20 protein-coding genes, 1 tRNA gene and 1 pseudogene are annotated in these 21589 nt (G+C 67.5%); 12 read left to right on the forward strand and 10 right to left on the reverse strand.

Annotated features, from left to right (window positions below; translation table 11 throughout):
* Positions 1-134: 134 nt before the first annotated feature.
* The 4 genes from J0I99_RS06800 to J0I99_RS06815 all read right to left on the reverse strand — a co-directional run bounded on the left by J0I99_RS06800 (position 135) and on the right by J0I99_RS06815 (position 4377).
* Positions 135-1409: an L-fuconate dehydratase gene (locus J0I99_RS06800; protein WP_291396757.1), complete on the reverse strand. Its 1275-nt coding sequence runs from the start codon at positions 1407-1409 to the stop codon at positions 135-137.
* Positions 1410-1479: 70 nt separating this feature from the next.
* Complete coding sequence (locus J0I99_RS06805) at positions 1480-2532, reverse strand: Gfo/Idh/MocA family oxidoreductase (protein ID WP_291396759.1); 1053 nt, start codon at positions 2530-2532, stop codon at positions 1480-1482.
* 211 nt (positions 2533-2743) lie between these two features.
* Positions 2744-3472 carry a copper homeostasis protein CutC gene (locus J0I99_RS06810; protein WP_291396761.1) on the reverse strand — a complete coding sequence of 243 codons (729 nt, stop codon included), beginning with the start codon at positions 3470-3472 and terminating at the stop codon, positions 2744-2746.
* On the reverse strand, positions 3469-4377 hold the full coding sequence (locus tag J0I99_RS06815; RefSeq protein ID WP_291396763.1) for an ROK family protein: 909 nt from the start codon (positions 4375-4377) through the stop codon (positions 3469-3471). The genes J0I99_RS06810 and J0I99_RS06815 overlap by 4 nt, the downstream gene beginning before the upstream one ends.
* Positions 4378-4458: 81 nt before the next feature.
* Between J0I99_RS06815 and J0I99_RS06820 the strand changes: the two genes are divergently transcribed.
* Positions 4459-5457 (forward strand): LacI family DNA-binding transcriptional regulator, encoded by a 999-nt coding sequence (locus J0I99_RS06820; RefSeq protein WP_291396765.1) that lies wholly within the window; start codon positions 4459-4461, stop codon positions 5455-5457.
* Between the two features lie 280 nt (positions 5458-5737).
* Here the strand turns inward: J0I99_RS06820 and J0I99_RS06825 are convergent, their stop codons facing one another.
* The 6 genes from J0I99_RS06825 to J0I99_RS06850 all read right to left on the reverse strand — a co-directional run bounded on the left by J0I99_RS06825 (position 5738) and on the right by J0I99_RS06850 (position 10778).
* A complete protein-coding gene (locus J0I99_RS06825; protein ID WP_291396767.1) occupies positions 5738-6529 on the reverse strand; it encodes a transporter substrate-binding domain-containing protein in 792 nt (263 codons plus the stop codon).
* 39 nt (positions 6530-6568) lie between these two features.
* A complete protein-coding gene (locus J0I99_RS06830; protein WP_291396769.1) occupies positions 6569-7486 on the reverse strand; it encodes a N(4)-(beta-N-acetylglucosaminyl)-L-asparaginase in 918 nt (305 codons plus the stop codon).
* Positions 7487-7489: 3 nt separating this feature from the next.
* Positions 7490-8224, reverse strand: coding sequence for an amino acid ABC transporter ATP-binding protein (locus tag J0I99_RS06835; RefSeq protein ID WP_291396771.1), 735 nt, complete (start codon positions 8222-8224; stop codon positions 7490-7492).
* A gap of 1 nt (position 8225) precedes the next feature.
* On the reverse strand, positions 8226-8897 hold the full coding sequence (locus J0I99_RS06840; RefSeq protein WP_291392198.1) for an amino acid ABC transporter permease: 672 nt from the start codon (positions 8895-8897) through the stop codon (positions 8226-8228).
* Positions 8897-9568: an amino acid ABC transporter permease gene (locus J0I99_RS06845; RefSeq protein ID WP_291392199.1), complete on the reverse strand. Its 672-nt coding sequence runs from the start codon at positions 9566-9568 to the stop codon at positions 8897-8899. The genes J0I99_RS06840 and J0I99_RS06845 overlap by 1 nt, the downstream gene beginning before the upstream one ends.
* 193 nt (positions 9569-9761) lie before the next feature.
* Positions 9762-10778, reverse strand: coding sequence for a four-carbon acid sugar kinase family protein (locus J0I99_RS06850; protein WP_291396772.1), 1017 nt, complete (start codon positions 10776-10778; stop codon positions 9762-9764).
* A gap of 225 nt (positions 10779-11003) precedes the next feature.
* Here J0I99_RS06850 and pdxA point away from each other — a divergent pair, with 225 nt between their 5' ends.
* The 11 genes and pseudogenes from pdxA to groEL form a co-directional block, all read left to right on the forward strand.
* Positions 11004-12026: a 4-hydroxythreonine-4-phosphate dehydrogenase PdxA gene (gene pdxA / locus J0I99_RS06855; RefSeq protein WP_291396773.1), complete on the forward strand. Its 1023-nt coding sequence runs from the start codon at positions 11004-11006 to the stop codon at positions 12024-12026.
* A gap of 26 nt (positions 12027-12052) precedes the next feature.
* Positions 12053-12919 carry an NAD(P)-dependent oxidoreductase gene (locus J0I99_RS06860; RefSeq protein WP_291396774.1) on the forward strand — a complete coding sequence of 289 codons (867 nt, stop codon included), beginning with the start codon at positions 12053-12055 and terminating at the stop codon, positions 12917-12919.
* 220 nt (positions 12920-13139) lie between these two features.
* Complete coding sequence (locus J0I99_RS06865) at positions 13140-14180, forward strand: LacI family DNA-binding transcriptional regulator (RefSeq protein ID WP_291396775.1); 1041 nt, start codon at positions 13140-13142, stop codon at positions 14178-14180.
* Between the two features lie 443 nt (positions 14181-14623).
* Positions 14624-16375 (forward strand): IlvD/Edd family dehydratase, encoded by a 1752-nt coding sequence (locus J0I99_RS06870; protein ID WP_291396996.1) that lies wholly within the window; start codon positions 14624-14626, stop codon positions 16373-16375.
* Positions 16376-16392: 17 nt separating this feature from the next.
* The gene (locus J0I99_RS06875; protein ID WP_291393936.1) at positions 16393-17070 is read left to right on the forward strand and encodes an RraA family protein; all 678 of its coding nucleotides are present in this window, start codon (positions 16393-16395) and stop codon (positions 17068-17070) included.
* Positions 17070-18098, forward strand: a complete 1029-nt coding sequence (locus J0I99_RS06880) for an ABC transporter permease (protein WP_291393937.1) — start codon at positions 17070-17072, stop codon at positions 18096-18098. The genes J0I99_RS06875 and J0I99_RS06880 overlap by 1 nt, the downstream gene beginning before the upstream one ends.
* Positions 18099-18149: 51 nt before the next feature.
* Positions 18150-19124 (forward strand): substrate-binding domain-containing protein, encoded by a 975-nt coding sequence (locus tag J0I99_RS06885; protein WP_291393938.1) that lies wholly within the window; start codon positions 18150-18152, stop codon positions 19122-19124.
* A 185-nt stretch (positions 19125-19309) separates the two neighbouring features.
* Positions 19310-20083 carry an ATP-binding cassette domain-containing protein gene (locus J0I99_RS06890; protein WP_291393940.1) on the forward strand — a complete coding sequence of 258 codons (774 nt, stop codon included), beginning with the start codon at positions 19310-19312 and terminating at the stop codon, positions 20081-20083.
* Positions 20084-20102: 19 nt separating this feature from the next.
* Positions 20103-20975, forward strand: a complete 873-nt coding sequence (locus J0I99_RS06895; protein WP_291396777.1) for an amidohydrolase family protein — start codon at positions 20103-20105, stop codon at positions 20973-20975.
* A 140-nt stretch (positions 20976-21115) separates the two neighbouring features.
* A tRNA-Met gene (locus tag J0I99_RS06900) sits at positions 21116-21192 on the forward strand.
* A gap of 207 nt (positions 21193-21399) precedes the next feature.
* Positions 21400-21565 (forward strand): annotated as a pseudogene (gene groEL, locus J0I99_RS06905) (chaperonin GroEL); the annotation flags it as partial.
* Positions 21566-21589 lie beyond the last annotated feature (24 nt).

The raw sequence follows: 21589 nt of genomic DNA on the forward strand, positions 1-21589 counted from the left end.
CACACATCGGCCGGGCGAGACTCCGCCCGGCATTTGAGAGGGATTCTCCGGATCGGAATTAAGATCGCGTTAAGGGTGCGTTCGCGTTCGCGTGATCGGGGTCCGCGCGCCGCGACCTGCCACGCGAACGCGTGTCACCCCGCGAACACGTGTGCGGCGATCGAGGCGGGCTTCATCTCGATCGAGAACCCCGGCTGCCGGGGCGGCATGTAGGCGGCGTTTCGGATCACGCAGGGGTCGAGGAAGTGCTCGTGCAGGTGATCGACATACTCGATCACGCGGCCGTCCTTGCTGCCCGACACGACGAGATAGTCGATCATCGACAGGTGCTGCACGTATTCGCAGAGGCCCACGCCGCCGGCGTGCGGCCAGACGGGCAGGCCGTACTTGGCGGCCATGAGCAGCACCGACAGGACCTCGTTGAGGCCGCCGATGCGGCAGGCGTCGATCTGGACGATGTCGATGGCGCCGCGGGTGATGAACTGCTTGAACAGGATGCGGTTCTGGCACATCTCGCCGGTCGCGACCTTCACCGGGGCGATGGCCTCGCGGATCTTGCGGTGGCCTTCGACGTCATCGGGGCTGGTCGGTTCTTCGATGAAGTATGGCTTGAAGCGGCTCAGTTCCTTCACCCAGTCGATCGCCTGGCCGACCTCCCAGACCTGATTGGCGTCGATCATCAGGTAGCGGTCCGGTCCTATGATGGAGCGGACGATCTCGAGGCGGCGGATATCGTCGGCAAGGTCGCGACCGACCTTCATCTTGATGTGGTTGAAGCCGGCCGCGATGGCCTCGGTGGCGAGGCGGGTCAGCTTCTCGTTGGAGTAGCCGAGCCAGCCGGCCGAGGTGGTGTAGCAGGGGTAGCCATTGCGCTCGAGTTCCGCGATGCGGGCGGCTTTGCCGGCCTCGGCCTTCCTGAAGATGGCGAGCGCTTCGTCGGGCGTGATGGCGTCGGTCAGGTAGCGGAAGTCGATGATCGAGACGAGCTGCTCGGGGCTCATGTCGGCGACGTAGCGCCAGACCGGCTTGCCGGCGCGCTTGGCGAGCAGGTCCCAGACGGCGTTGACGACGGCGCCGGTGGCGAGGTGCATGGCGCCCTTGTCGGGGCCGATCCAGCGCAGCTGGCTGTCGCCGGTGACGTGGCGCCAGAAGCGACCCGGGTTCTCCTCGATCCAGTCGAGCTCGAGGCCGGAGACGCGGGCGGTCAGCGCCTCGATGGCCTTGCAGACGATGTCGTTGCCGCGGCCGATGGTGAAGGTGAGGCCGTGGCCTTCGAGCGCGCCGTCGGTGCCGAGCACGACATAGGCGGCCGAGTAGTCCGGATCGGGGTTCATCGCGTCCGACCCGTCGAGCGAGGCGGAGGTGGGGAAGCGAAGGTCGTAGGTGCGAAGGGTGGTGATCCGGGTCATGGGCGGGCCTGGTCTTTGTGTGGTCGCGCTTTCGAAGCGGAAGAGTCTGCAACTCTTCCTGGAAGCGCTCCTAGAGCTTGACGGGCAATCCGGTGCGCACGCTCTCGTCTGCCGCAAGGCAGACGCGCAGCGACTGGACCGCATCGGTCATGTGGCGGGTGAGGTCGATGTCCTCAATGATGGCGCGATAGACGAAAGCCTGCTCGCGCTCGCATAGCTCCTGGTGGCCCGGTTCGCCCTGCATGGAGAGGAGGGTGTCCGGCCTCGTGAAGCTGCCGTCGGCGCCGAGTTCGGCGCGGTGCACGCGGATGCGGGCGGTGCGGGTGTGGGTGTCGAGGTCGGCCGACCTGGCATCCTCGTCCATGACGATGGAGACGGCGCCCTTGGGGGACATCACATCCTTCACGAAGAAGGCGGCCTCGGACATCATCGGGCCCCAGCCGGCCTCGTACCAGCCGACCGAACCATCCTCGAACAGCACCTGCATGTGGCCGTAGTTGTACATGTCGGGGGCGACTTCGTTGGAGAGGCGCAGGCCCATGCCGCGCACTTCGACGGGCCTGGCGTCGGTGATCTGGCACCAGACGTCGACATAGTGGACGCCGCAATCGACGATGGGGGAGGTGGTCTGCATCAGCTGCTTGTGGACGCCCCAGGCCGCACCGCTCGATTGCTGGTTGAGGTTCATGCGGAAGACGTAGGGACCGCCCAGCCCGCGCGCTTCCTCGATCAGGCGCATCCACGAGGGGTGGTGGCGCAGGATGTAGCCGACGATGAGCTTGCGATTGCCCGCTTTTGCCGCCGCGACGACGCGCTCGGCGTCGGCGACGGTCATGGCGAGCGGCTTTTCGACGAAGACATGCGCGCCCTGCTCGAGGGCCATGACGGCGTAGTCGACATGCGTGTCGGTGTAGGTGCTGATCGAGACTAGGTCGGGCCTGAGGGCGCGCAGTGCCTCGGGGAACGAGGGGTCGATGCGGTAGCCGGAGAGCTCCGGGGGGAGATTGCGCGGGGTGGAGCGGTTGACGAGGCCGACGAGGTCGAAGCCCGGATGGCGGTGGTAGGCGAGGGCGTGGCTGCGGCCCATGTTGCCGAGGCCGGCGGCAAGTACGCGAATGGTCATCTGGTCGTTCCCCTCATTGACGCGCGGCAGCATATCCGCCGCGACGGCGCGGTGGGAAGCAGGCACGGCAAAGCGAGCTGTCCTTCCCCTCACCCTGACCCTCTCCCCAGTGGGGAGAGGGGACGCATCTTGCGCGGACAGTGCCACTTCGCCCCCTCTCCCCTCTGGGGAGAGGGCCGGGGTGAGGGGAAGTTGCCGTTGGAAGCCGCCGTCATGCGAACCGCTCCAGCACCTCGCGGAACTCTGCGACCACAGCGGGGTCCGTCTGCCGGCGCGTCGGATCGGCGAAGCCGAGGCGGACGGCGTCGGCGCCGCGCGTTGTCATGGCCGTGGCGCAGGAGGAGTGGACTTCGTCGACCGGCACGGCATCGAGCAGCGTGCCGACATTGGCGGGGGTGAGGCCGGAGCCAGCCATGACCTTGATGCGGCCGCGGGCCGTATCGTGGATGGTGCGGATGGCCCGGGTGCCGTCGATGGCAGCGCGCGCGCCGCCGGAGGTGAGGATGCGCTCGAAGCCGAGGTCGGCGGCGATCTCGGTGGCGGCGGCGAAATCGGGGACGAGGTCGATCGCGCGATGCAGCGTCGTCCCGAGCGGGCCGGCGGCATCCTTGAGGCGGCGGAGGAGGGAGGCGTCGAGCGTGCCGTCGGGCCGGGAGGCGCCGATGACGATGCCGTCGAGGCCGGCGGCGCGGATGGCGTCGATGTCGGCAAGGAGGGCGTCGATATCCCGGCCATCATAGACGAAATCGCCGGTGCGGGGGCGCACCAGGGCATGGACCCTGAGCGGCGCGGCGGCGGCGAGCCGCATCAGGCCGGGCGATGCCGTCAGGCCGCCGAGCTCGAGGCCGGAGCAGAGTTCGATGCGCTCGGCACCGCCAATGACGGCAGCGGCAAGGCTTTCGGCGTCGGGGACGCAGACCTCGAGCAGGGGGGCGGTCATGCTGTGATCTCCGAAAAGCCGAGGCTGGCGGCGCCGATCAGGCCGGGCTCGAGGCTGAGTTGGGTGGGGACGACCAGCGGCGTGTCGAGCTTGCGCAGGATGCGCCGGCGCACCGCCTGGTCGAGCAGCGCGATAAATTGAGGCACCTTGCCGAGGCCGCCGCCGACCGGGACGATGTCAGGGCCGACAATGTTGACGACGAGAGCCAGTGGCCCAGCGAGGAGGTCGATCTGGACCTCGATGGTGCGGGCGGCCTTGTCGTCGCCGGCGAGCCAGGCCTCGACGATGGCGGTCGAGGGCAGGTCGAGGCCGTGCAGGTGCTTGTGCAGGCGCTCCATGCCACGGGCGGCGCCGATGGTATCGACGCAGCCGACCTGGCCGCAGCCGCAGGGGAAGCGCGGGATGGCGACGGGCGGATCGCCGGCGCTGGTGGCGGCGACCGGGCCGTGGCCCCATTCGCCGGCAAAGCCGCCGGCGCCGGTGATGATCCGGCCGTCGATGACGATGCCGCCACCGACGCCGGTGCCGAGGATGGCGCCGAAGACGATGCGCCGGCCGCGACCGGCCCCCTGCACGGCTTCGGCGAGGGCAAAGCAATCGGCATCGTTGGCGACCAGCACGCGGCGGCCGAGTTGGGCCCCGAGTTCGTCGGCAAGGCGCCGGCCGTCGATGCAGGGGATGTTGGCGACCGTGATGATGCCTGTGGCGGGATCGACGACGCCGGTGATCGAGATGGCGATCGGGGCCCGGGGGTCGGCAGCATCGGCCATGGCGCGGATGGCGGCGACGAAGGCCGGGAAATCGTCGAGGGGCGTCGGAACGCGCCCGATCGGGGTCAGCGCAGAGGGGCTGTGCGCCGATGCCCCCTTGATCCCGGAGCCGCCAATATCGAAACAGACGATCATAAGACTTCAGTGCTTCCTAACGAGCGCGCATCTACTTTCGGATGCCGGCGACTCAGCCGGCGAAAGGTGCAATGACGAGCCATGGTTGAACAGAGCCGGCCGGCGCTCCCCACGATCGACGACGTCGCAGCCCTGGCGGGCGTGTCGCGGGCGGTGGCCTCGCGCGCGCTGTCGAGCGAGAAACGTCCGGTATCGGCGGAAAAGCGCGAACGCGTGCTGCAGGCGGCGGCGCAACTGGGCTATCGCGTGAACCTGCTGGCCCAGAGCCTCACCACCAAGACGGTGAACCTGATCGCGGTGGTGGTCAACCACATCCACGACCTCTCCGACCTCGACCTGTTCGACCTGCTGCTGGCCGAAGTGCAGGCGATCGGCAAGCAGGTGATCCTGATCCGCGTCGGCTCGGTCGACAAGGTCGACGAGTTCCTGCGCCAGGGCGTCGCCTACCATGTCGACGCGGCGCTGGTGTTCTCCGACTTCGCCGATGCCGGGACGGTACGGCGGATGTTCCGCTCGGATCATGTGGTGATGATGAACGGGCGACACGACCGGCTGTCGCCGGCCATCATCCCCGACGAGGCGGCGGGCATCGAGGCGGCGATCGCGGATGCGGCGCAGAAGGGGGTGCGGACGGCGGCGCTGGTTACCGGGCGCGCCTCCTCGCTGGTCGAGCAGGCGCGGATCGCATCCTATGTCAAAGGCTTCGAGCGCTATCATATCGAGCTCGTGCGGACCGTACAGGGCGATTACTCCTACCAGAGCGGCCACAGGGCGGCTCCGGCCATTGCCGGCGTCGATTGCCCCGATGCTGTGTTCTGCACGTCCGACGCCATGGCGATGGGCATTCTCGATGTGTATCGCGAGGACTTTCCGAACAGCCGGCCCACGCGCTTCCGGCTCTATGGCTTCGACAACCTGTCGCTGACCGATTTCGACGCCTATCCGATCTCCTCGATCGGCTACGACAAGGCGGCCTATGTGCGCCAGATGATCCGGTTCCTGTCCGATCCCACGGCATTCACGCCCGGCCAGGCGCCGGTGATGATCCCGACCCGGTTCGTGCCGAGGAAGACGAGCTAAGGCATTCCTCTTGCTCGAAAGCATCGCGGTGCAGCGCCCATCATTCACGGAGTCATTCCCGCGAAAGCGGGAACCTCTGTTTTCAGTGCGCGCGGCCAAACGGAGATCCCCGCTTTCGCGGGGATGACCCTGTGGCGGCTTCGCCCGAAATGGACGCCTTCAGCGACGGGTGGTCAACAAAGGAAACCGGGCCGCCTTGGGGGACGGCCCGGCAGAAGCTGATGCGGCGGCGAGGGAGGGCCCACCGCATCAGCGAAGCGTCAGCGCTGCGAGGCGCCGGTTACCACAGCGGGTTGAGCTGCGGCGGGTTGGCGGTCTCGCCCCACCACTTCTTGTAGTTGGCCTCGTAGGCGCCGGACTGGATGTAGTCCGACACGAACATGTCGAGCCAGCGCACGAATTCCGGATCGCCCTTGGCGACGGCAATACCGATCGGGTCGTTCGAGTAGAGGCCCGGAATGGTGGTCAGCGACGGGTTCTTGGTGGCGAGGTAGTCGAGGAGCGACGAATCCTCGATGGCCGCGTCGACGCGCTTCTGCTGCAGCTGCAGCACGCCATCGGGCGCGAACTGGTCGACATAGACGAGCTCGGCGGTCGGCACGGCCTTCTTGAGGAAGGCTTCGCCGGTGGTGCCGCGGCCGACGACGACCTTCTTGCCGGCAAGGCCTTCCAGCGTGGTGATGCCGGAGTCGGCCTGGACGATGACGCGGAGGCCGGCGCGGTTGTACGGGATGGTGAAGTTCACCGACTTGGCGCGCTCGAGCGTCGCCGAGGTGTTGGCGACGACGATGTCGAGCTGGCCCGAGACGAGCATCGAGATGCGGGCGTCGCCCGACACGTCGGTGAACTCGACCGGCACACCGAGCTTCTCGGCGATCATCTTGGCGACGTCGACGTCGTAGCCGACCGGGTTGTTCTGGTCGTCGCGGAAGCCGATCGGCTCGCCGCCGAGCGACACGCCGATGCGCACGACATTGCGCGAACGGATGTCGTCGAGCATGCCGGCCAGCGCCGGAACGGCCGTGCCGGCGACGAGCGCCAGGGCCGCGATTGCAGTCAGAATACGCTTCATGGTGAGGTCCTCTCCTTTGGGTCTGCAGAGGTCTGCAGGTCAGATAGTCTTTGCATCCCGGAGCTCAGGCTCCGGCATGGCATCGGTCCAGAGCCAGTAGCGGATGTCGCCGGGGCACCGGAAGTTGACGACCTCGTGGTTTCCCCCGGCGTCGACCGCGTGGATGACCACGCCGCCGAGGAACCCTTCGGCCAGTTCATCGAGTTCCTCGACGGCGAGCTTGACCGCGTCGCCGAGCGAGTAACCGAGCTTCATGGCGAGGACGACGGTGCGGCTGGTGGCGCAGCGCATGGTCATTTCGCCGGTATGGGTGCAGGCGGCAGCGCCGTAGCGGCTGTCGGCGTAGAAGCCGGCGCCGGGAATGGGGCTGTCGCCGAGGCGGCCGGGATACTTCCAGGCCCAGCCGGATGTCGAAGTGGCGGCGTGGATGCCGCGCGCCGGGTCGGCGCTGAGATAGACGGTGGTGTCGCGGACGCGCTCGGGATCGGTGATGGTCTTGAGCAGCGGGGCGAGTGGGGTGTTCGGGAACGCCGCCCTCTGCTCGGGAGTCATTTCCTTTTCGAGCCGCTCCCACCAGACGCGCTTGCTGTCCTCAAGCAGGACGTCGTCAACCGAGAAACCGGTTTCAGTGGCGTAGCGGCGGGCGCCCGCGCCGGTCAACATGACGTGCGGCAGCTTCTTCATCACCTCGTGCGCGAGGCGGGCGACGGGAATGGTGTTGGGAACGGCGCCGACGCTGCCGACCTCGCGGGTCGTGCCGTTCATCACGGCGGCATCGCACTCCATCTCGCCCAGCATGTTGGGCCAGCCGCCGTAGCCGACGCTGCGCACCTTGGGCTCGGCCTCGACCCTGGAGATGCCGGCGACCATCGCCTCGAGGCTGTCGCCGCCGGCGCGCAGCATGTCGACCGTCGTGGGGACGCCTGGCCAGCCTTCGGCGTTGGCGATGAACAGCATGGACTAGTCTTTCCGCATCTTGGAGAGGAACTGGGCGACGCGCGGCTGTGCGAGGCCGCCGGTCTCGGCGAAGAACTCGGCCGTCGGCAGATCGACCAGCAGCTTGCCCTTCTCGAGGAACACGATGCGGCTCGAGATCTGCCGGGCGAACTCGATCTCGTGGGTGACGAACACCATCGTCGTGCCGCCGGCCGCGAGCTTGGCGAGGATGTCGAGCACCTCGGCCGTCATCTCGGGGTCGAGTGCGCTGGTGACCTCGTCGAGCAGCAGGTAGCGGGGCTTCATCGCCAGGGCGCGACAGATGCCGACACGCTGGCGCTGGCCGCCGGAAAGCTGGGACGAATAGGCGTCGGCGCGGTCGCCGAGGCCGACCGAAGCGAGCAGGGCGCGCCCCTCGGCTTCAGCTTCCGCCCTGGGGCGCTTCAGCACTTCAACCGGCGCCAGCGTGATGTTCTGCAGCGCCGTCATGTGCGGGTAGAGGTTGAACAGCTGGAACACGGTACCGGAGCGCTTGCGCGCCTCGGCCAGGTCCTTCGGCTTGCTCACATCGAAATCGTCGACGGTGATCCGGCCGGCATTGAGCTTTTCGAGCCCGTTTATGCAGCGGATGAGCGTCGACTTGCCCGAGCCGGACGAGCCGAGGATGGAAACCACCTCACCCGGGTTGACGACGAGGTTCACTCCGTCGAGGACGGTGACGGGGCCGAAGGCCTTCTTGACGTTTTCGACTTTGATCATTTCAGAGGCCTCGGAAGGCGCTGTGGGCGCGAAGGCGCTTTTCCAGCCGGGCGCCCAGCGTCGCGACGAGCTTGGCGGCGAGGTAGTAGAGAACGCCGACCACGGTCCAGACGATGAAGGGCTGCAGCGTGCGCAGGTTGAGGTTGGCGCCGATCTTGGCGAGGTCCATGACGCCGATGACCGAGATCAGCGAGGTGACCTGCAGCTGGTTCACCAGCAGCGCGGTCAGCGGCCCGATGGAGAAGGCGAGGGCCTGCGGGGCAATGACGTGGCGCAGCACCTGCCAGCGGGTGAGGCCGAAGACGCGGGCCGCTTCGACCTGGTCGCGGCCGATCGACTCGATCGAAGAAACGGCAATCACATAGACGAAGGCGGCAGTGTTGAGCGACAGCGTGATGACGGCAGCGTTCACCGGCGTCATGTTGAGCTTGAAGAAGGCCGGGAAGCCGAAGAAGACGAGGAACAGCTGCACCAGCACCGGCGAGTTCTTCAGGATCTCGGCGACGAAGGTGATGAACTGGGTCAACACCGGCGTGCGATAGAAGCGGATGACGCCCCAGAGCGCGCCGAGGAACAGGCCGATCAGCGTCGTGGCGAGGAACAGGCCGACGGTGACGCCGAGGCCCTGGGCCAGCAGTACCAGGTCGAAGGGAGTGAACTCGGCGTAGCGCATCAGCTGACTTGCTCCACGAGATCACGGTTCAGGCGGCGGTGGAGGAGGCTGATGCCGATCGACACCAGGTAGGTCAGCGCCGCATAGACGACAAGCAGCACGACATAAACCTCGAACGGCCGGAAGGTGTCGGAGGCGACGATCTTGGCCTGGCCGGTCAGCTCGTTGAGCGTGATGGTCGACAGGATCGAGGAGGTGAGGATCATGTTGATCAGCACCGAGCCGAGCGGCCGCACGGAGGTGCGCAACGCGATCGGCAGGACGATCCGGGTGAAGGTCACGCGCTTCGAAAGGCCGCTCACCTCGGCAGCCTCGAGGATGCCGTTGTCGATGGCGAGGATGCCGGCGCGGATCGCGTCCGAGGCATAGGCGCCGCCGGAAATGGAGAGCGCGACGACGCCGGTAGTGAAGGCGTCGATGTAGATGCCGATCTCGGGCAGCCCGTAATAGAAGAAGAACAGCTGCACGATGAACGGGACGTTGCGGAACAGGTCGACATAGGCGAAGGCCAGCCGGCCGATCCACTTGTTCGACGACGTTCGCGCGATGGCCACCAGCATGCCGAGCAGAACGCTGCCGACAAGCGCCAGGGCGCAGACTTCGGCGGTCAGCAGCGCCCCTTCGGCGAGGAAGCCGAGATGCGGGATGAGTATGGTGAGGTCGAGCCGCACGCGTGCCCCATTCAGTGAAACCGGTTTCACCGTAACGGAGCGGACGGGCGAGTCAAGGGGGTCGAAGGGCGGGGGAGAACCACCCGGCCGACCGGCGCCAGGGAGCATCGGACCCGGATCACGCCGATCCGGGAAGGTCGGCTGGTCGCGTGCCGGCGACAGGCGCGACCGGGGAGATGTTCGGCGAGGCCAGTTACTTCGGCAGCAGGTTCACCAGCGTGTCCGCGCCGCCGAAGCCGCCCGATTTGACGATGCAGCGGAGGGCGGGGCGCGCGGGGCGCTCGATCAGGAACCACGGCAGGCCGGGTGCGGCTTCTCCCAGCGGGCGCACCACGCCGATGCCCAGGGCATCGAGAACGGCAAGCGCCGTGTCGCCGCCGCTCAGCACCAGCGTGTCGGGAGCCCGGGCGTCGACGGCGGCGAGGACAGCGCGGGCGAAGCGCTCGGAGATCTCGACATTGGGTCCGGCAAACGGACCGGTGCTGCGCAGCAGCGCGGGCAGGCTGGCAAGGTCGCCGGCATGGGCTCCGAGGGTGGCGTCGTGCCAGGAGACGGCGCCGCGCAGGTGTTCGAGCTGGGCGAGAGTGAGCGGATCATGCGAGCCGATGGCGAACAGGGTCCCGGGCGAGGGCACGAAGGGCTGTGGCCTGCTGTCGCCGTAACGCCGCGCCAGCGCCAGGCCGAGGCCGCGGGCGCCGACGGCCAGGGTGCCCGACCAGTCCTCGGCGGCGACCAGCTCGTCGAGGTCGGCGTCGCTCGTGGCGTCGACGATGACGGCGTGCTCGGGGACATGTGGCGCGATCGGGAGCGGGACCGGCACGCCGCGGCCGGTGACCGCGCCGGCGATGGTCGGGCGATCCTGGTCCGGAATGGCCGGCGCGACGACGATGCGATCGCGGCCGAAGGCGACAGCGGCCGCCTCGACCTCGGCGAGCACGTTGCCCTTGAGGCGCGAGTCGATCTTCTTGAAGGCGATGTCGACGCCCCCGAGCGCGGCGGCGGCGATGCCGGTCAGGTCCGCCGCGACGCCGGGCGGCAGGGCGCGCGAGGCCGTGTTGACGACGACGACATCGGCATTGGCGGCCAGGGCCCGGCCCACGCGCTCCGGCCGCGTCGCGGCCACGACGCTCAGGCCGGCGAGGACGAACGGGGTGGAGCAATCGAGGGCGCCGGTGAAGTCGTCGGCGATAACGGCAATCTTGGGTCTCATCGATGAACGGCGCGCCAGGCTGAAACGGCCGGCCTCACGATCACGCCATTCGGGCACGAGGGAGCGGCACCGCTCCATAGCAACGGGGCAGCGGGCAGGGAAGCGACACCAAAGGGGGAGGACGCGGCAGGCGGGTGCGCGCGGTTCACGAGCGCCTCGCCAGCGGGCGCCCGAGCGGCTACATCAGCGGCAGGTCAACAAGATGGGCGGCGGACGAGCGACGCGATGAGCGCAGCGGGCAACATCATTGGCATCACCATGGGCGATCCTGCCGGGGTCGGGCCGGAGGTCATCTGCAAGGCGGTGGCGGAGATGTCGCCGGCTCAGCGGGCACGGGTGCGCATATTCGGCAATCGCGACGTGCTGCAGCGGGCGGCCGAAGTGGTTGGCGCCGATCTCGATTTCTCCGCTCCCCGCACCCCGGTCGCGGTCGAGCACACCCCGTTCGACGGTGACCTCCCGCCGTTCGGCAGGCTCGATGCCCGGGCCGGCGACGCCAGCTTCCGCTACATCGAGAGCGCGGTGCGGGCGGCGCAATCCGGCGAGATCGGCTGCATCGTGACGGCGCCGATCAACAAGCAGGCTTTGAACGCGGCCGGCCACCACTATGACGGCCATACCGGCATGCTGGCGGCGCTGACGGGCGCCAGATCGAGCTTCATGCTGCTCGCGTCGGAGCGGATGTCGGTGATCCATGTCTCGACCCACGTGGCGCTGCGCGGAGCGATCGAGCGGGCGAGGACGCCGCGCATCCTCGACACCATCCGCGCCGGCCATGAGCATTTCCGGCGCATCGGCGTCGCGGCGCCCCGGATCGCGGTTGCGGGCCTCAACCCGCATTGCGGCGAGAACGGGCTGTTCGGCACCGAGGACAGCGAGCAGATCGTCCCGGCCGTCGCGGCAGCGCGGGCCGAGGGCATCGACGCGGTCGGGCCGGTCCCGGCCGACACGGTGTTCCAGAAGGCCTATCATGGCGCCTATGACCTGGTGGTCGCCATGTATCACGACCAGGGGCACATCCCGATGAAGCTGGTGGCGTTCGACACGACGGTGAACGTGTCGCTCGGGCTGCCGATCGACCGCACCTCGGTCGACCACGGCACCGCGTTCGACATTGCCGGGACCGGCCGGGCCAACCACGTCAACATGTACGCCGCGATCGCCTACGCCGAAAGGCTGGCCGGCGCGCCTTGTGAACCGCGCCAATCCGATGATGATGGGGTGCCGATTCCGCTCGGCCACCCCTGAAGACATCGGACCGGAGAGTCATGACCATGGTGAAGGCAGCATTCCTGGGGCTCGGCGTCATGGGCTATCCGATGGCGCGGCACCTCAAGGCGAAGGGGCACGATGTCACGGTCTACAACCGCACGACGGCCAGGGCGGAAAAGTGGGTGTCCGAGCACGGCGGGCGCCTTGCGGCGACGCCACTCGAGGCCGCCAGGGGACAGGAGATCGTGTTCGCCTGCGTCGGCAACGACGATGACCTGCGGCAGGTGACGCTGGGCGACAACGGCGCCTTTGGCGGCATGGGCACGGGCACGGTGTTCGTCGACCACACCACCGCCTCGGCGACGATCGCGCGTGAACTCAGCGCGGCGGCGATGGAACGGGGCTTCGCCTTCCTCGATGCGCCGGTGTCCGGAGGGCAGGCCGGGGCGGAGAACGGGCAACTGACCGTGATGGTGGGCGGCGAGCAGGGGCCGTTCGAGGCGGCGCAGCCGGTGATCATGGCCTTCGCCAGGGCGTGCCGGCTGCTCGGTCCGGCCGGGTCGGGCCAGCTCGCCAAGATGATGAACCAGATCTGCATCGCCGGCGTGGTGCAGGGGCTGGCCGAGGCGATCCACTTCGGCAAGCGCTCGGGCCTCGACATCGAGGCGGTGATCGAGGTGATCTCGAAGGGCGCGGCGCAGTCCTGGCAGATGGAGAACCGCTCCAGGACGATGAATGCCGGCACGTTCGACTTCGGCTTCGCGGTCGACTGGATGCGCAAGGACCTCGGCATCGTCCTCGACGAGGCTAGGCAGAACGGCGCGCACCTGCCGCTGACCGCGCTGGTCGATCAGTTCTACTCCGACGTGCAGTCGATGGGCGGGCGACGCTGGGACACTTCGAGCCTGATCGCCAGGCTCGAACGCTAGGCCGGCGACGCGGCACCGCGTGTCCAGGTTGGCGGTCGCGCGGCCGGCACTCGCCGCTTGCCAGACGGTATGGCGCGACAAGCCCCTTGGCCGCTCCCCTGATTGCGACTGTTGCCCCGAGGGGGTGGTGTTTCTGGGGGCGGGCGGGGGCGGGGTTTTTGCGTGGGTTGAGGGGTGAGTTGATTTAACGATATATGTGTTGGGGACTTGAGGTGATGCGTTGGGCGTAGAGGACAGGCCGAAGGCGCGGGCGACGATCAAGGATGTGGCGCGCGCCGCCGAGGTGTCGCCGATGACCGTGTCGAACGTGCTCAACGGCCGGCTGCAGTTCGTCAGCCCGGCGACGCGCAAGCGCGTCGAGCGCGAGATCGAGCGGCTGAACTACCGGCGCTCGACCAATGCGCGCAACCTGCGTGTCGCCGAGCAGCGCTCGATCGGCATGGTCATCGTCGACGAGTCGCCGACCTTCCTCGCCGACTTCTTCACCTGCCAGGTGGTGGCGGGGCTCGCCAACGTGCTCAACGGCGCGGACTACACGCTGACCATCCAGGGCATGGCGGCGAGCGCGCTCGAGCAATCGATGATCCTCAAGAACTACGAGGTCGGGGGCTTCTGTGCGATGGTCGCCGGGCCGGCCGAACAGCGCCGGGCGGTGATCCACCGCCTCGCCGAACTCGACCAGCCACTGGTCGTGTTCCAGGCCTCGGTGGACGGCGAGAAGCCAGACGTGTGCAGCGTCCGGCAGGACGACCGCGGTGGCGGGCGGCTGATCGGCGACCACCTGCTGGCGCGCCGGGCGAGCGAATTGCTGATGGTCGTGCCCGGACAGGACTGGCCGGCGATCGAGAACCGCGCCGCCGGGATCTCCGACAGCATCGCGGCGGCGGGCGGAGAGGCGCGCCTGACCATGCTGCGCGCCAAGAGCGAATCGTTTGCCGACGTGCAGGCGGCGGTCGCCTCCTATCTCGACCAGCATCCGTTGCCCGATGCGGTGATCGGGGCCAACGACCCGATCGCGATCGCGGCCATGCTGCTGCTCAACGATCGCGGCGTCAGCGTGCCGGGCCAGGTGCGGGTGGTCGGGTTCAACGGCTTCGATGCGCACCTCTATTCCCGCCCGCACCTGACGACCGTGCTGTCGCCGGCCTATGCGCTGGGCGAGCGGGCAGGGCAGGCCATGCTCGACCGCCTGCGCGACGGGCACTTCGCGCGGCGGGATCACCTGCTGCCGGTGGTCTTCGAGCAGGGCTTCACCACGTAGGGCTTCTCACGGTGGGCCCGTCCATCCCCGGTGTCATCCCGGCGCAGGCCGGGATCCATCTCTCCACCTGCGCCAACTGAGAGTTGGTTCCCAGCTTTCGCTGGGATGACAGCCGGTGGTGAGGCAATGAACCGGCCGTTTCAATCAGGCCGTGAAATGCTCCGGGTGCCGCAGAGACTTCGCGCCCGACCATCGGTCGTCATCCGCGGGCTTGACCCGCGGACCCATGGGATGTCGCGGGCATCGCTGGGTCCCCGGGTCTTCGCCCGGGGATGACGGCGATGAATGGCCAGATCCCGGCTACATCCCGGCACCCAAGAAAGCCCCTTGACGCGCGTCGTACATTTAACGTTACATGTCATTCGTCACTGGGACGCCGCAGGAGGGCCGCGGGATCGCCGCAGTGATGAACGAGGGATGAACGGCACATGGCCGACCGAACCATGCAAGCTGACGGGCAGAGGCCCGTCGGCGCCAGCGAACCGCGCGCCTATCGCAGCGCCGAGTGGTTCGCCCGGGAAGGCAAGTACGGCTTCATTCCGCGCAGCTGGATGAAGAGCCAGGGCTTCTCGCCCGAGCTGCTCGACGGCCGGCCGGTGATCGGCATCTGCAATACCTGGTCGGAGCTGACCAACTGCAACCGGCACCTGCGCGAGCTCGCCGAGCACGTGAAGCGCGGCGTGCTGATGGCCGGCGGCTTCCCGCTGGAGTTTCCGGTCACGAGCCTGGGCGAGCCGCTGATGCGGCCGACCACCATGATGTTCCGCAACCTCGCGGCGATGGATGTCGAGGAGACCATCCGCGCCAATCCGATCGATGGCGTCGTGCTGCTCGCCGGATGCGACAAGACCACGCCGGCGGTGCTGATGGGTGCGGCGAGCTGCGACGTGCCCTCGATCCTCGTCTCCGGCGGTCCGATGCTGAACGGCCGTTTCCGCGGCCGCACGCTCGGCTCGGGCACCGACATGTTCAAGCTGGACGAGGAGTATCGCACCGGCAAGATCAGCAAGGCCGAGCTCGATGCGGCCGAGGCGGCGATGAGCCGGTCCGCCGGTTCGTGCATGACCATGGGTACCGCCTCGACCATGGCCTCGCTTGGCGAGGCGCTGGGCATCGGCCTGCCGATGAATGGCTCCATCCCCGCTGCCGACAGCCGCCGTGCCGTGCTCGCCGAAGAGTCCGGCAAGCGCATCGTCGAGCTGGTGCGGCAGAACATCACCATTTCGCAGATCCTGACCCGCCCGGCATTCGAGAACGCGGTACGCGTCAACGGCGCCATCGGCGGCTCGACGAACGCGGTGGTGCACCTGCTCGCGCTCGCCGGCCGACTCGGCGTCGATTTCAAGCTCGAGGACTGGGACCGGCTCGGCCGCGACGTGCCGACCATCGTCGACCTGAAACCCTCGGGCCGCTTCCTGATGGAAGAGTTCTTCGATGCCGGCGGCCTGCCGGTGGTGATGCAGCGGATCGGGCACCTGCTCAACCTCGACGCCCCGGCGGTCGAGGGCGGCACGATCGGCGCGCGCATCGCCTCGGCGCAGTGCTGGGACGACGAGGTGATCCGGCCGCTGGATCGGCCGCTGACGGGGCAGGGGGGCATCATGGTGCTCAAGGGCAACCTTGCCCCCGACGGGGCGATCATCAAGCCGTCCGCCGCCTCGCCGCGCCTGATGCAGCATCGCGGCCGCGCCATGGTGTTCGAGAATGCCGAGGACATGCGCGCCCGCATCGACGACCCGGCGCTGGATGTCGATGCCGACACCGTGCTGGTGCTGAAGAACGCCGGTCCGCGCGGTTATCCCGGCATGCCGGAAGTCGGGACCATGTCGCTGCCCAAGAAGCTGCTCGAACGGGGCGTCACCGACATGGTGCGCATCTCGGACGCGCGCATGAGCGGCACCGCCTTCGGCACCGTGATCCTTCACGTTGCGCCGGAATCGGCAGTCGGCGGACCGCTGGCGCTGGTCCGCAGCGGCGACTTCATCACCATCGACGCGGCCGGACGCCGGCTCGAAGTCGAGGTGTCGGACGAGGAACTCGCCCGTCGCCGCGCCGAGTTCGTACCGCCGCCGCCGGCCTACGAGCGCGGCTATGGCCGGCTCTACATCGATCACGTGCAGCAGGCCGACAAGGGCGTCGACTTCGATTTCCTGGTCGGCGGCAGCGGCACGCCTCCCTCAAAAGTCTCTTTCTAGATCAAAGGTTTGTGTCAGTGACCGTGTTGACCTCACGCCAGAACCCACCGCTTCCCGAAGGTTGGAAGCAGCTCTACTCGACCGTGCTGAGCGACGCGCTCGATGCCATCGGCATCTGGAACCAGGCGATGTCGGCAAGGATCCGGCCGCTCGACGATGCCCTCAGGTTGTGTGGCCGGGCCCGGACCGCGCAGTACATGGAGGTGCCGTTCGTCGAGGAGGGAACCAACCCCTACGAGCTCGAGATCGCCATCGTCGACGACCTCAAGCCGGGGGACGTCGCGGTGTTCTCCTGCGGCGGCTCCTCGCGCATCGCGCCCTGGGGCAGCCTGCTCTCCACCGCCACCCAGGTTCGTGGCGCCGCGGGGTGCATCACCGACGGCTTCGTGCGCGACATCCTCGGCATCCGGGAGATGAAACTGCCGGTGTTCCACGCCGGCATCGCGCCGCTTGACTCCAAGGGGCGCGGACAGATCCAGGCGGTCGACGTGCCGGTGATCGTCGACGGCGTTCGCGTCGAGCCGGGTGACTTCGTCTTCGGCGATGCCGATGGCGTGGTGGTCGTGCCCAGGGCAGTCGAGGCCGAGGTGCTCAAGCTCGCCTTCGACAAGATCAACGGCGAGAGCCACACGATGACGGAACTGCGCCAGGGCGCGTTCCTGCGCGACGTCTACGCCAAGTACGGAGTGCTGTGATGGCCACGGGAGAAAACGTCACCCCCACACGCCAGTACTCGATCGCCGGGCTTTTCAAGGTAGAAGGCACGGCGATCGCCCTGGTGCTGGCGCTGCTGATCCTGGTGTTCATGATCACCGCGCCGCGGGCCTTTCTCGGCTTCCGCGTCTATATGAGCTTCATGGCGACGGTGCCGCCGCCGATGATCATCGCGCTGGGCCTGACCCTCGTGGTGGTGGCGGGAGAGATGGATCTCTCCTTTCCCTCGGTCATCGCCATGGCCAGCTACGTCTTCTGCATCCTCTACCAGAACTACGATATGACCTGGGTGGCGCTGCTCGCGGCGCTCGCCGCCGGCACGGTGATGGGCTTCATCAACGGCCTTGTCGTCACCAAGCTGGGCATCCCCTCGCTGATCGCAACGCTGGCCATGCTGTTCCTGTGGGGCGGGCTGACCACGGTGGTGTCGAACGGCATGTCGCTGGCCATCCCGCAGATCGAGGGCGACCTGATCCACACCATGCTGGCGGGACGGATCGGGGTGTTCCCGGTGCAGTTCCTGTGGGCGCTCGCCATCGCGGTGCTGATGTGGCTGATCCTCAACCGCCACCGGTTCGGCGAGAACCTGCTGTTCATCGGCGACAGCCTGAGGGTGGCCAAGGTGGTCGGCATCCAGATCGATCGCGAGAAGATCAAGCTGTTCACGCTCATGGGGACGCTCTCGGCACTGGCCGGCGTGTTCCTGACGCTCGAGACGACGACCTACTTCTCCAATGCCGGGATGGGGTACCTGCTCACCGTCGTTGCGGCGGTGTTCATCGGCGGCACTTCGATCTTCGGCGGCTCGGGCAAGATGGCCGGCACCGTGTTCGGTGCGCTGATCGTCGCCATCATCGAGGCGGGGCTGGTCGCCAGCGGCGTCCAGGGCTTCTGGACCCGGTTCTTCATCGGGCTGGTCTTCATCATCTCGGTCACCATGAACGCAGCGCTCGAGGACCCGGACAAGGTCCCGCTGCTCAAAGAGCTTCGCTCGAGGGCGAGGAAGTAGGCGCTTCGCCCTGGGGGGCAAGCCGCTGACAAGGGAAAAGGGACAAACAACATGCGCAAGATAGTTAGGGGCCTTGCCGGCCTGGTCCTGTCGAGCCTGCTCATGGCGCCGGTCGCCATGGCACAGGACGCCGTCGACTCCGGCATGACCATGTATTTCCAGATGGGCGGCAATCCGGGCGACACCGCCTCGCTCGCCCGTGAGCTCGGGGCTCGCGAAGCGGCCCGCGTGCTCAAGGTCAACCTGATCGAGCAGCATTCGGGCTGGGATCCGAACAAGATGCTGGTGCAGGCCAACGAGGCGCTCGCCGCCGCGCCGGACGCCATCGCCATCATGGGTCATCCGGGCGTCGACGGGATGAAGTCGTTCCTCGAGAAGGCCAAGGAAGAGGGCATTGTCGTCGTCGCCACCGACACCAACCTGCCCGGCACCGGCATCAACTATTTCGGCGCCGACAGCTTCGGGGCCGGGCAGAACCTCGCCAACATGGCGATCGCAAACGGCGGGCTGAAGGCCGGCGACAAGGTGCTGGTCTATGGCGCCTTCATCGAGGGCGCGCCGGGCGCCATCACCGCCAAGGGCACGCTGGACGCGCTCAACACGGCGGGCATGAAGGTCGATACGCTGCAGTGGAGCCAGGAGCAGGTGCTCGACCCGGCGCTGTCGGTGCCGGTGCTGGTCGCCTATCTCGAGAGCAACCCCGATGCCAAGGCGATCCTGGTGCCGGGCCATGGCGGCGTGACCGCCGTGCTGGCCAAGGTGCTGAAGGACGCCGGCAAGCAGCCGGGCGAGGTCATCGCCGCCGGCTTCGACATCTCGGCCGCCTCGATCGAGGGCGTGAAGTCCGGCTACATCACCGCCGTGCTCGACCAGCAGCCCTACCTGCAGGGCTTCTACGGCGTGCTCTCGGCCGTGCTGCAGAAGAAGTACGGGCTGGGTGGGGTGACGATGTACACCTCGACCGGCGCCATGACCAAGGACAACGTCGACCTGCTCGAAGGCCTGGTCAAGACCGGCATCCGCTGATCCCCGACGGCGCGATCCTCACCACTCCCGTGGTGGTGAGGTCGGATCGCGCAGCGATCCGGGCGAGGGGGCCTTTGCCCCGGTGCCTTGTGGCAAGGCCCCCTCACCCCGCCCTCTCCCGCAAAGGGAGAGGGGGCGCCGGGGCCCGTGCCGCGCGCCACTGCGAACTCCACAGGAACCAGACAATGAGCTCCACCCCGATCGTCCGGCTCGAGAATGTCGGCAAGCAATATGGCAAGGTCGTCAGCCTGAAGAACGTGACGCTCGAGATCGGCTCAAACGAGATCGTCGGGCTGATCGGCGACAACGGCGCCGGCAAATCGACGCTGATCAAGGTGCTGACCGGCGTCGAGCAGCCGACGAGCGGCGCCATCTATGTACGCGGCCAGAAGATCGATGCGGCGAGCTACTCCGTGAAGGAGGCGCACAAGCTCAAGATCGAGACCGTCTACCAGGATTCCTCGCTGGGCGAGAAGCAGCCGCTGTGGCGCAACTTCTTCGTCGGCCGGCCGATCACCAACCGCTTCGGCTTCATCGACGTGAAGGCCGAGAAAAAGGTGGCCAACCAGATCATGCGCTCGACCATCGGCTTTCGCGGCGTCGGCATCGACGTCGATACGCCGGTGAGCCGGCTGTCGGGCGGCGAGCGGCAGGGCGTCGCCATCGGGCGCGCCATGCATTTCGACAGCGACCTGATCGTGCTCGACGAGCCGACGGTGGCGCTGGCGCTCAAGGAAGTGAGCAAGGTGCTCGACTTCATCCGCTCGATCAAGTCGGGCGGGCGCAGCTGCATCTATATCGAGCACAACATCCACCACGTGCATGACGTCTGCGACCGGCTGGTCGTGCTCGACCGCGGCGAGGTGGCGCTCGACGTGCCGACCTCGTCGATGACCTACACCGAACTCACCGATTTCCTGATGTCGCTGCATCGCCAGCGCGTCGTCGGGGCTGCCTGAACTCCTGGAGGACCGGCCGATGGCCAAGCGTGCCTATTGCGACTGTCACGTCAACATCTACAACCAGGAGCATATCCTGCCGCTCTACTGGACGCTGCACGGGCGCGTGCGCAAGGGCGAGATCACCCACCAGTCCGATGCCGATACGCTCTACACGGCGATGGCCGACGTCGAGAAGGCGATCATCTTCACGCTGCGCTATGCCGACGCCATCGGCGTCGAGGGCGACGACGAGACGACGGCCGCCGCGGTGGCCAAGTACCCGGACAAGTTCGTCGGCTTCGCCTATGTCGATCCGCGCCGTGCGGACTACATGGACATGCTGGTGCACGGCATCGAGGACCTGGGCCTCAAGGGCGTCAAGTTCGGGCCGATCTACAACGGCGTGCACCTCAGCGACCCGCGGCTCGACCCGGTCTACGAATACCTGCAGAAGCGCAACCTGCCGCTGACCATGCACATGGGCACGACCTACGCGCGCAATGCGCCGGTCGAGCTGGGGCGGGCCATCCATGTCGAGCCGGTGGCGATGAAATACCCCGACCTGACCATGATCCTCGCCCATATGGGGCATCCCTGGTTCGACGAGGCGATCGTGGTGGCGCGCAAGCAGCCCAATGTGTGGCTCGAGCAGTCGGCGCTCTCGTATCGGCCCTGGCAGTACTACAACATGCTGGTGCTGGCCGAGGAGTATCGCACGGCCGACAAGATCTTCTTCGGCACGGATTTCCCGTTCGCCGGGGTAGCGGAGTCGGCCGACGGGCTGATCAACATCAACAGGCAGGTCGAGGGCACGCCGCTGCCCAGGGTCAGCGAGGAGACGATCCAGCACATCCTGTGGTCGAACCCGTTCGAGCACTGGTGGAAGGGCGACAATCCGCTCGCCAGGTAGGGCAGGGCGGGGGCGCACGGCGCGGCAGCAGCCGCGGGTCGGAATGGATGCGCCGCCGCTTGACACCACCCCCCGCCAAACCTAATAAGGCGCCGCGCAGTGCGCCCCGCCGGCCGGTCTCTCGACCCGCCCGCGTCAGGGGCGGAGTAGCTCAGTTGGTTAGAGCAGCGGAATCATAATCCGTGTGTCGGGGGTTCAAATCCCTCCTCCGCTACCATTCAATGTACATAACGCTTTGATTTTGCAAGGCAACCTGCAAGCTCTAGCAGCCCTGTCCCATCATTCCTTTCGACGACGGTTTCTGCTGTCACGTACACAGCCGTACCCTGGCAGCGGCAAGCTCGGAGCCCTCGCTTTGGTGTTGCTGTAGCCTGGCGCTATCGTCCTGTGAGAAGCGAGAGGATTGGGCGCGAATGGACACGACGTAGCGGTGATCGGCGTCGGTGGCTCGACCGAGGTCGAGGTCAATGAGAAGAAGGATCGCGTCGACGACGCCATTCACCCGACCCGTACTGCCGTTGAAGAGGGGCATCCTGCGGGGCGTTGGCGTTGCGCTGCTGCGTGCGGCCAACGCGCTCGAGACGCTCAAACCTGACCTGCCCGCTGGCGGCATG

Origin of the sequence: Devosia sp., from assembly GCF_017307495.1 — a bacterium.
Classification (GTDB): domain Bacteria; phylum Pseudomonadota; class Alphaproteobacteria; order Rhizobiales; family Devosiaceae; genus Devosia_A.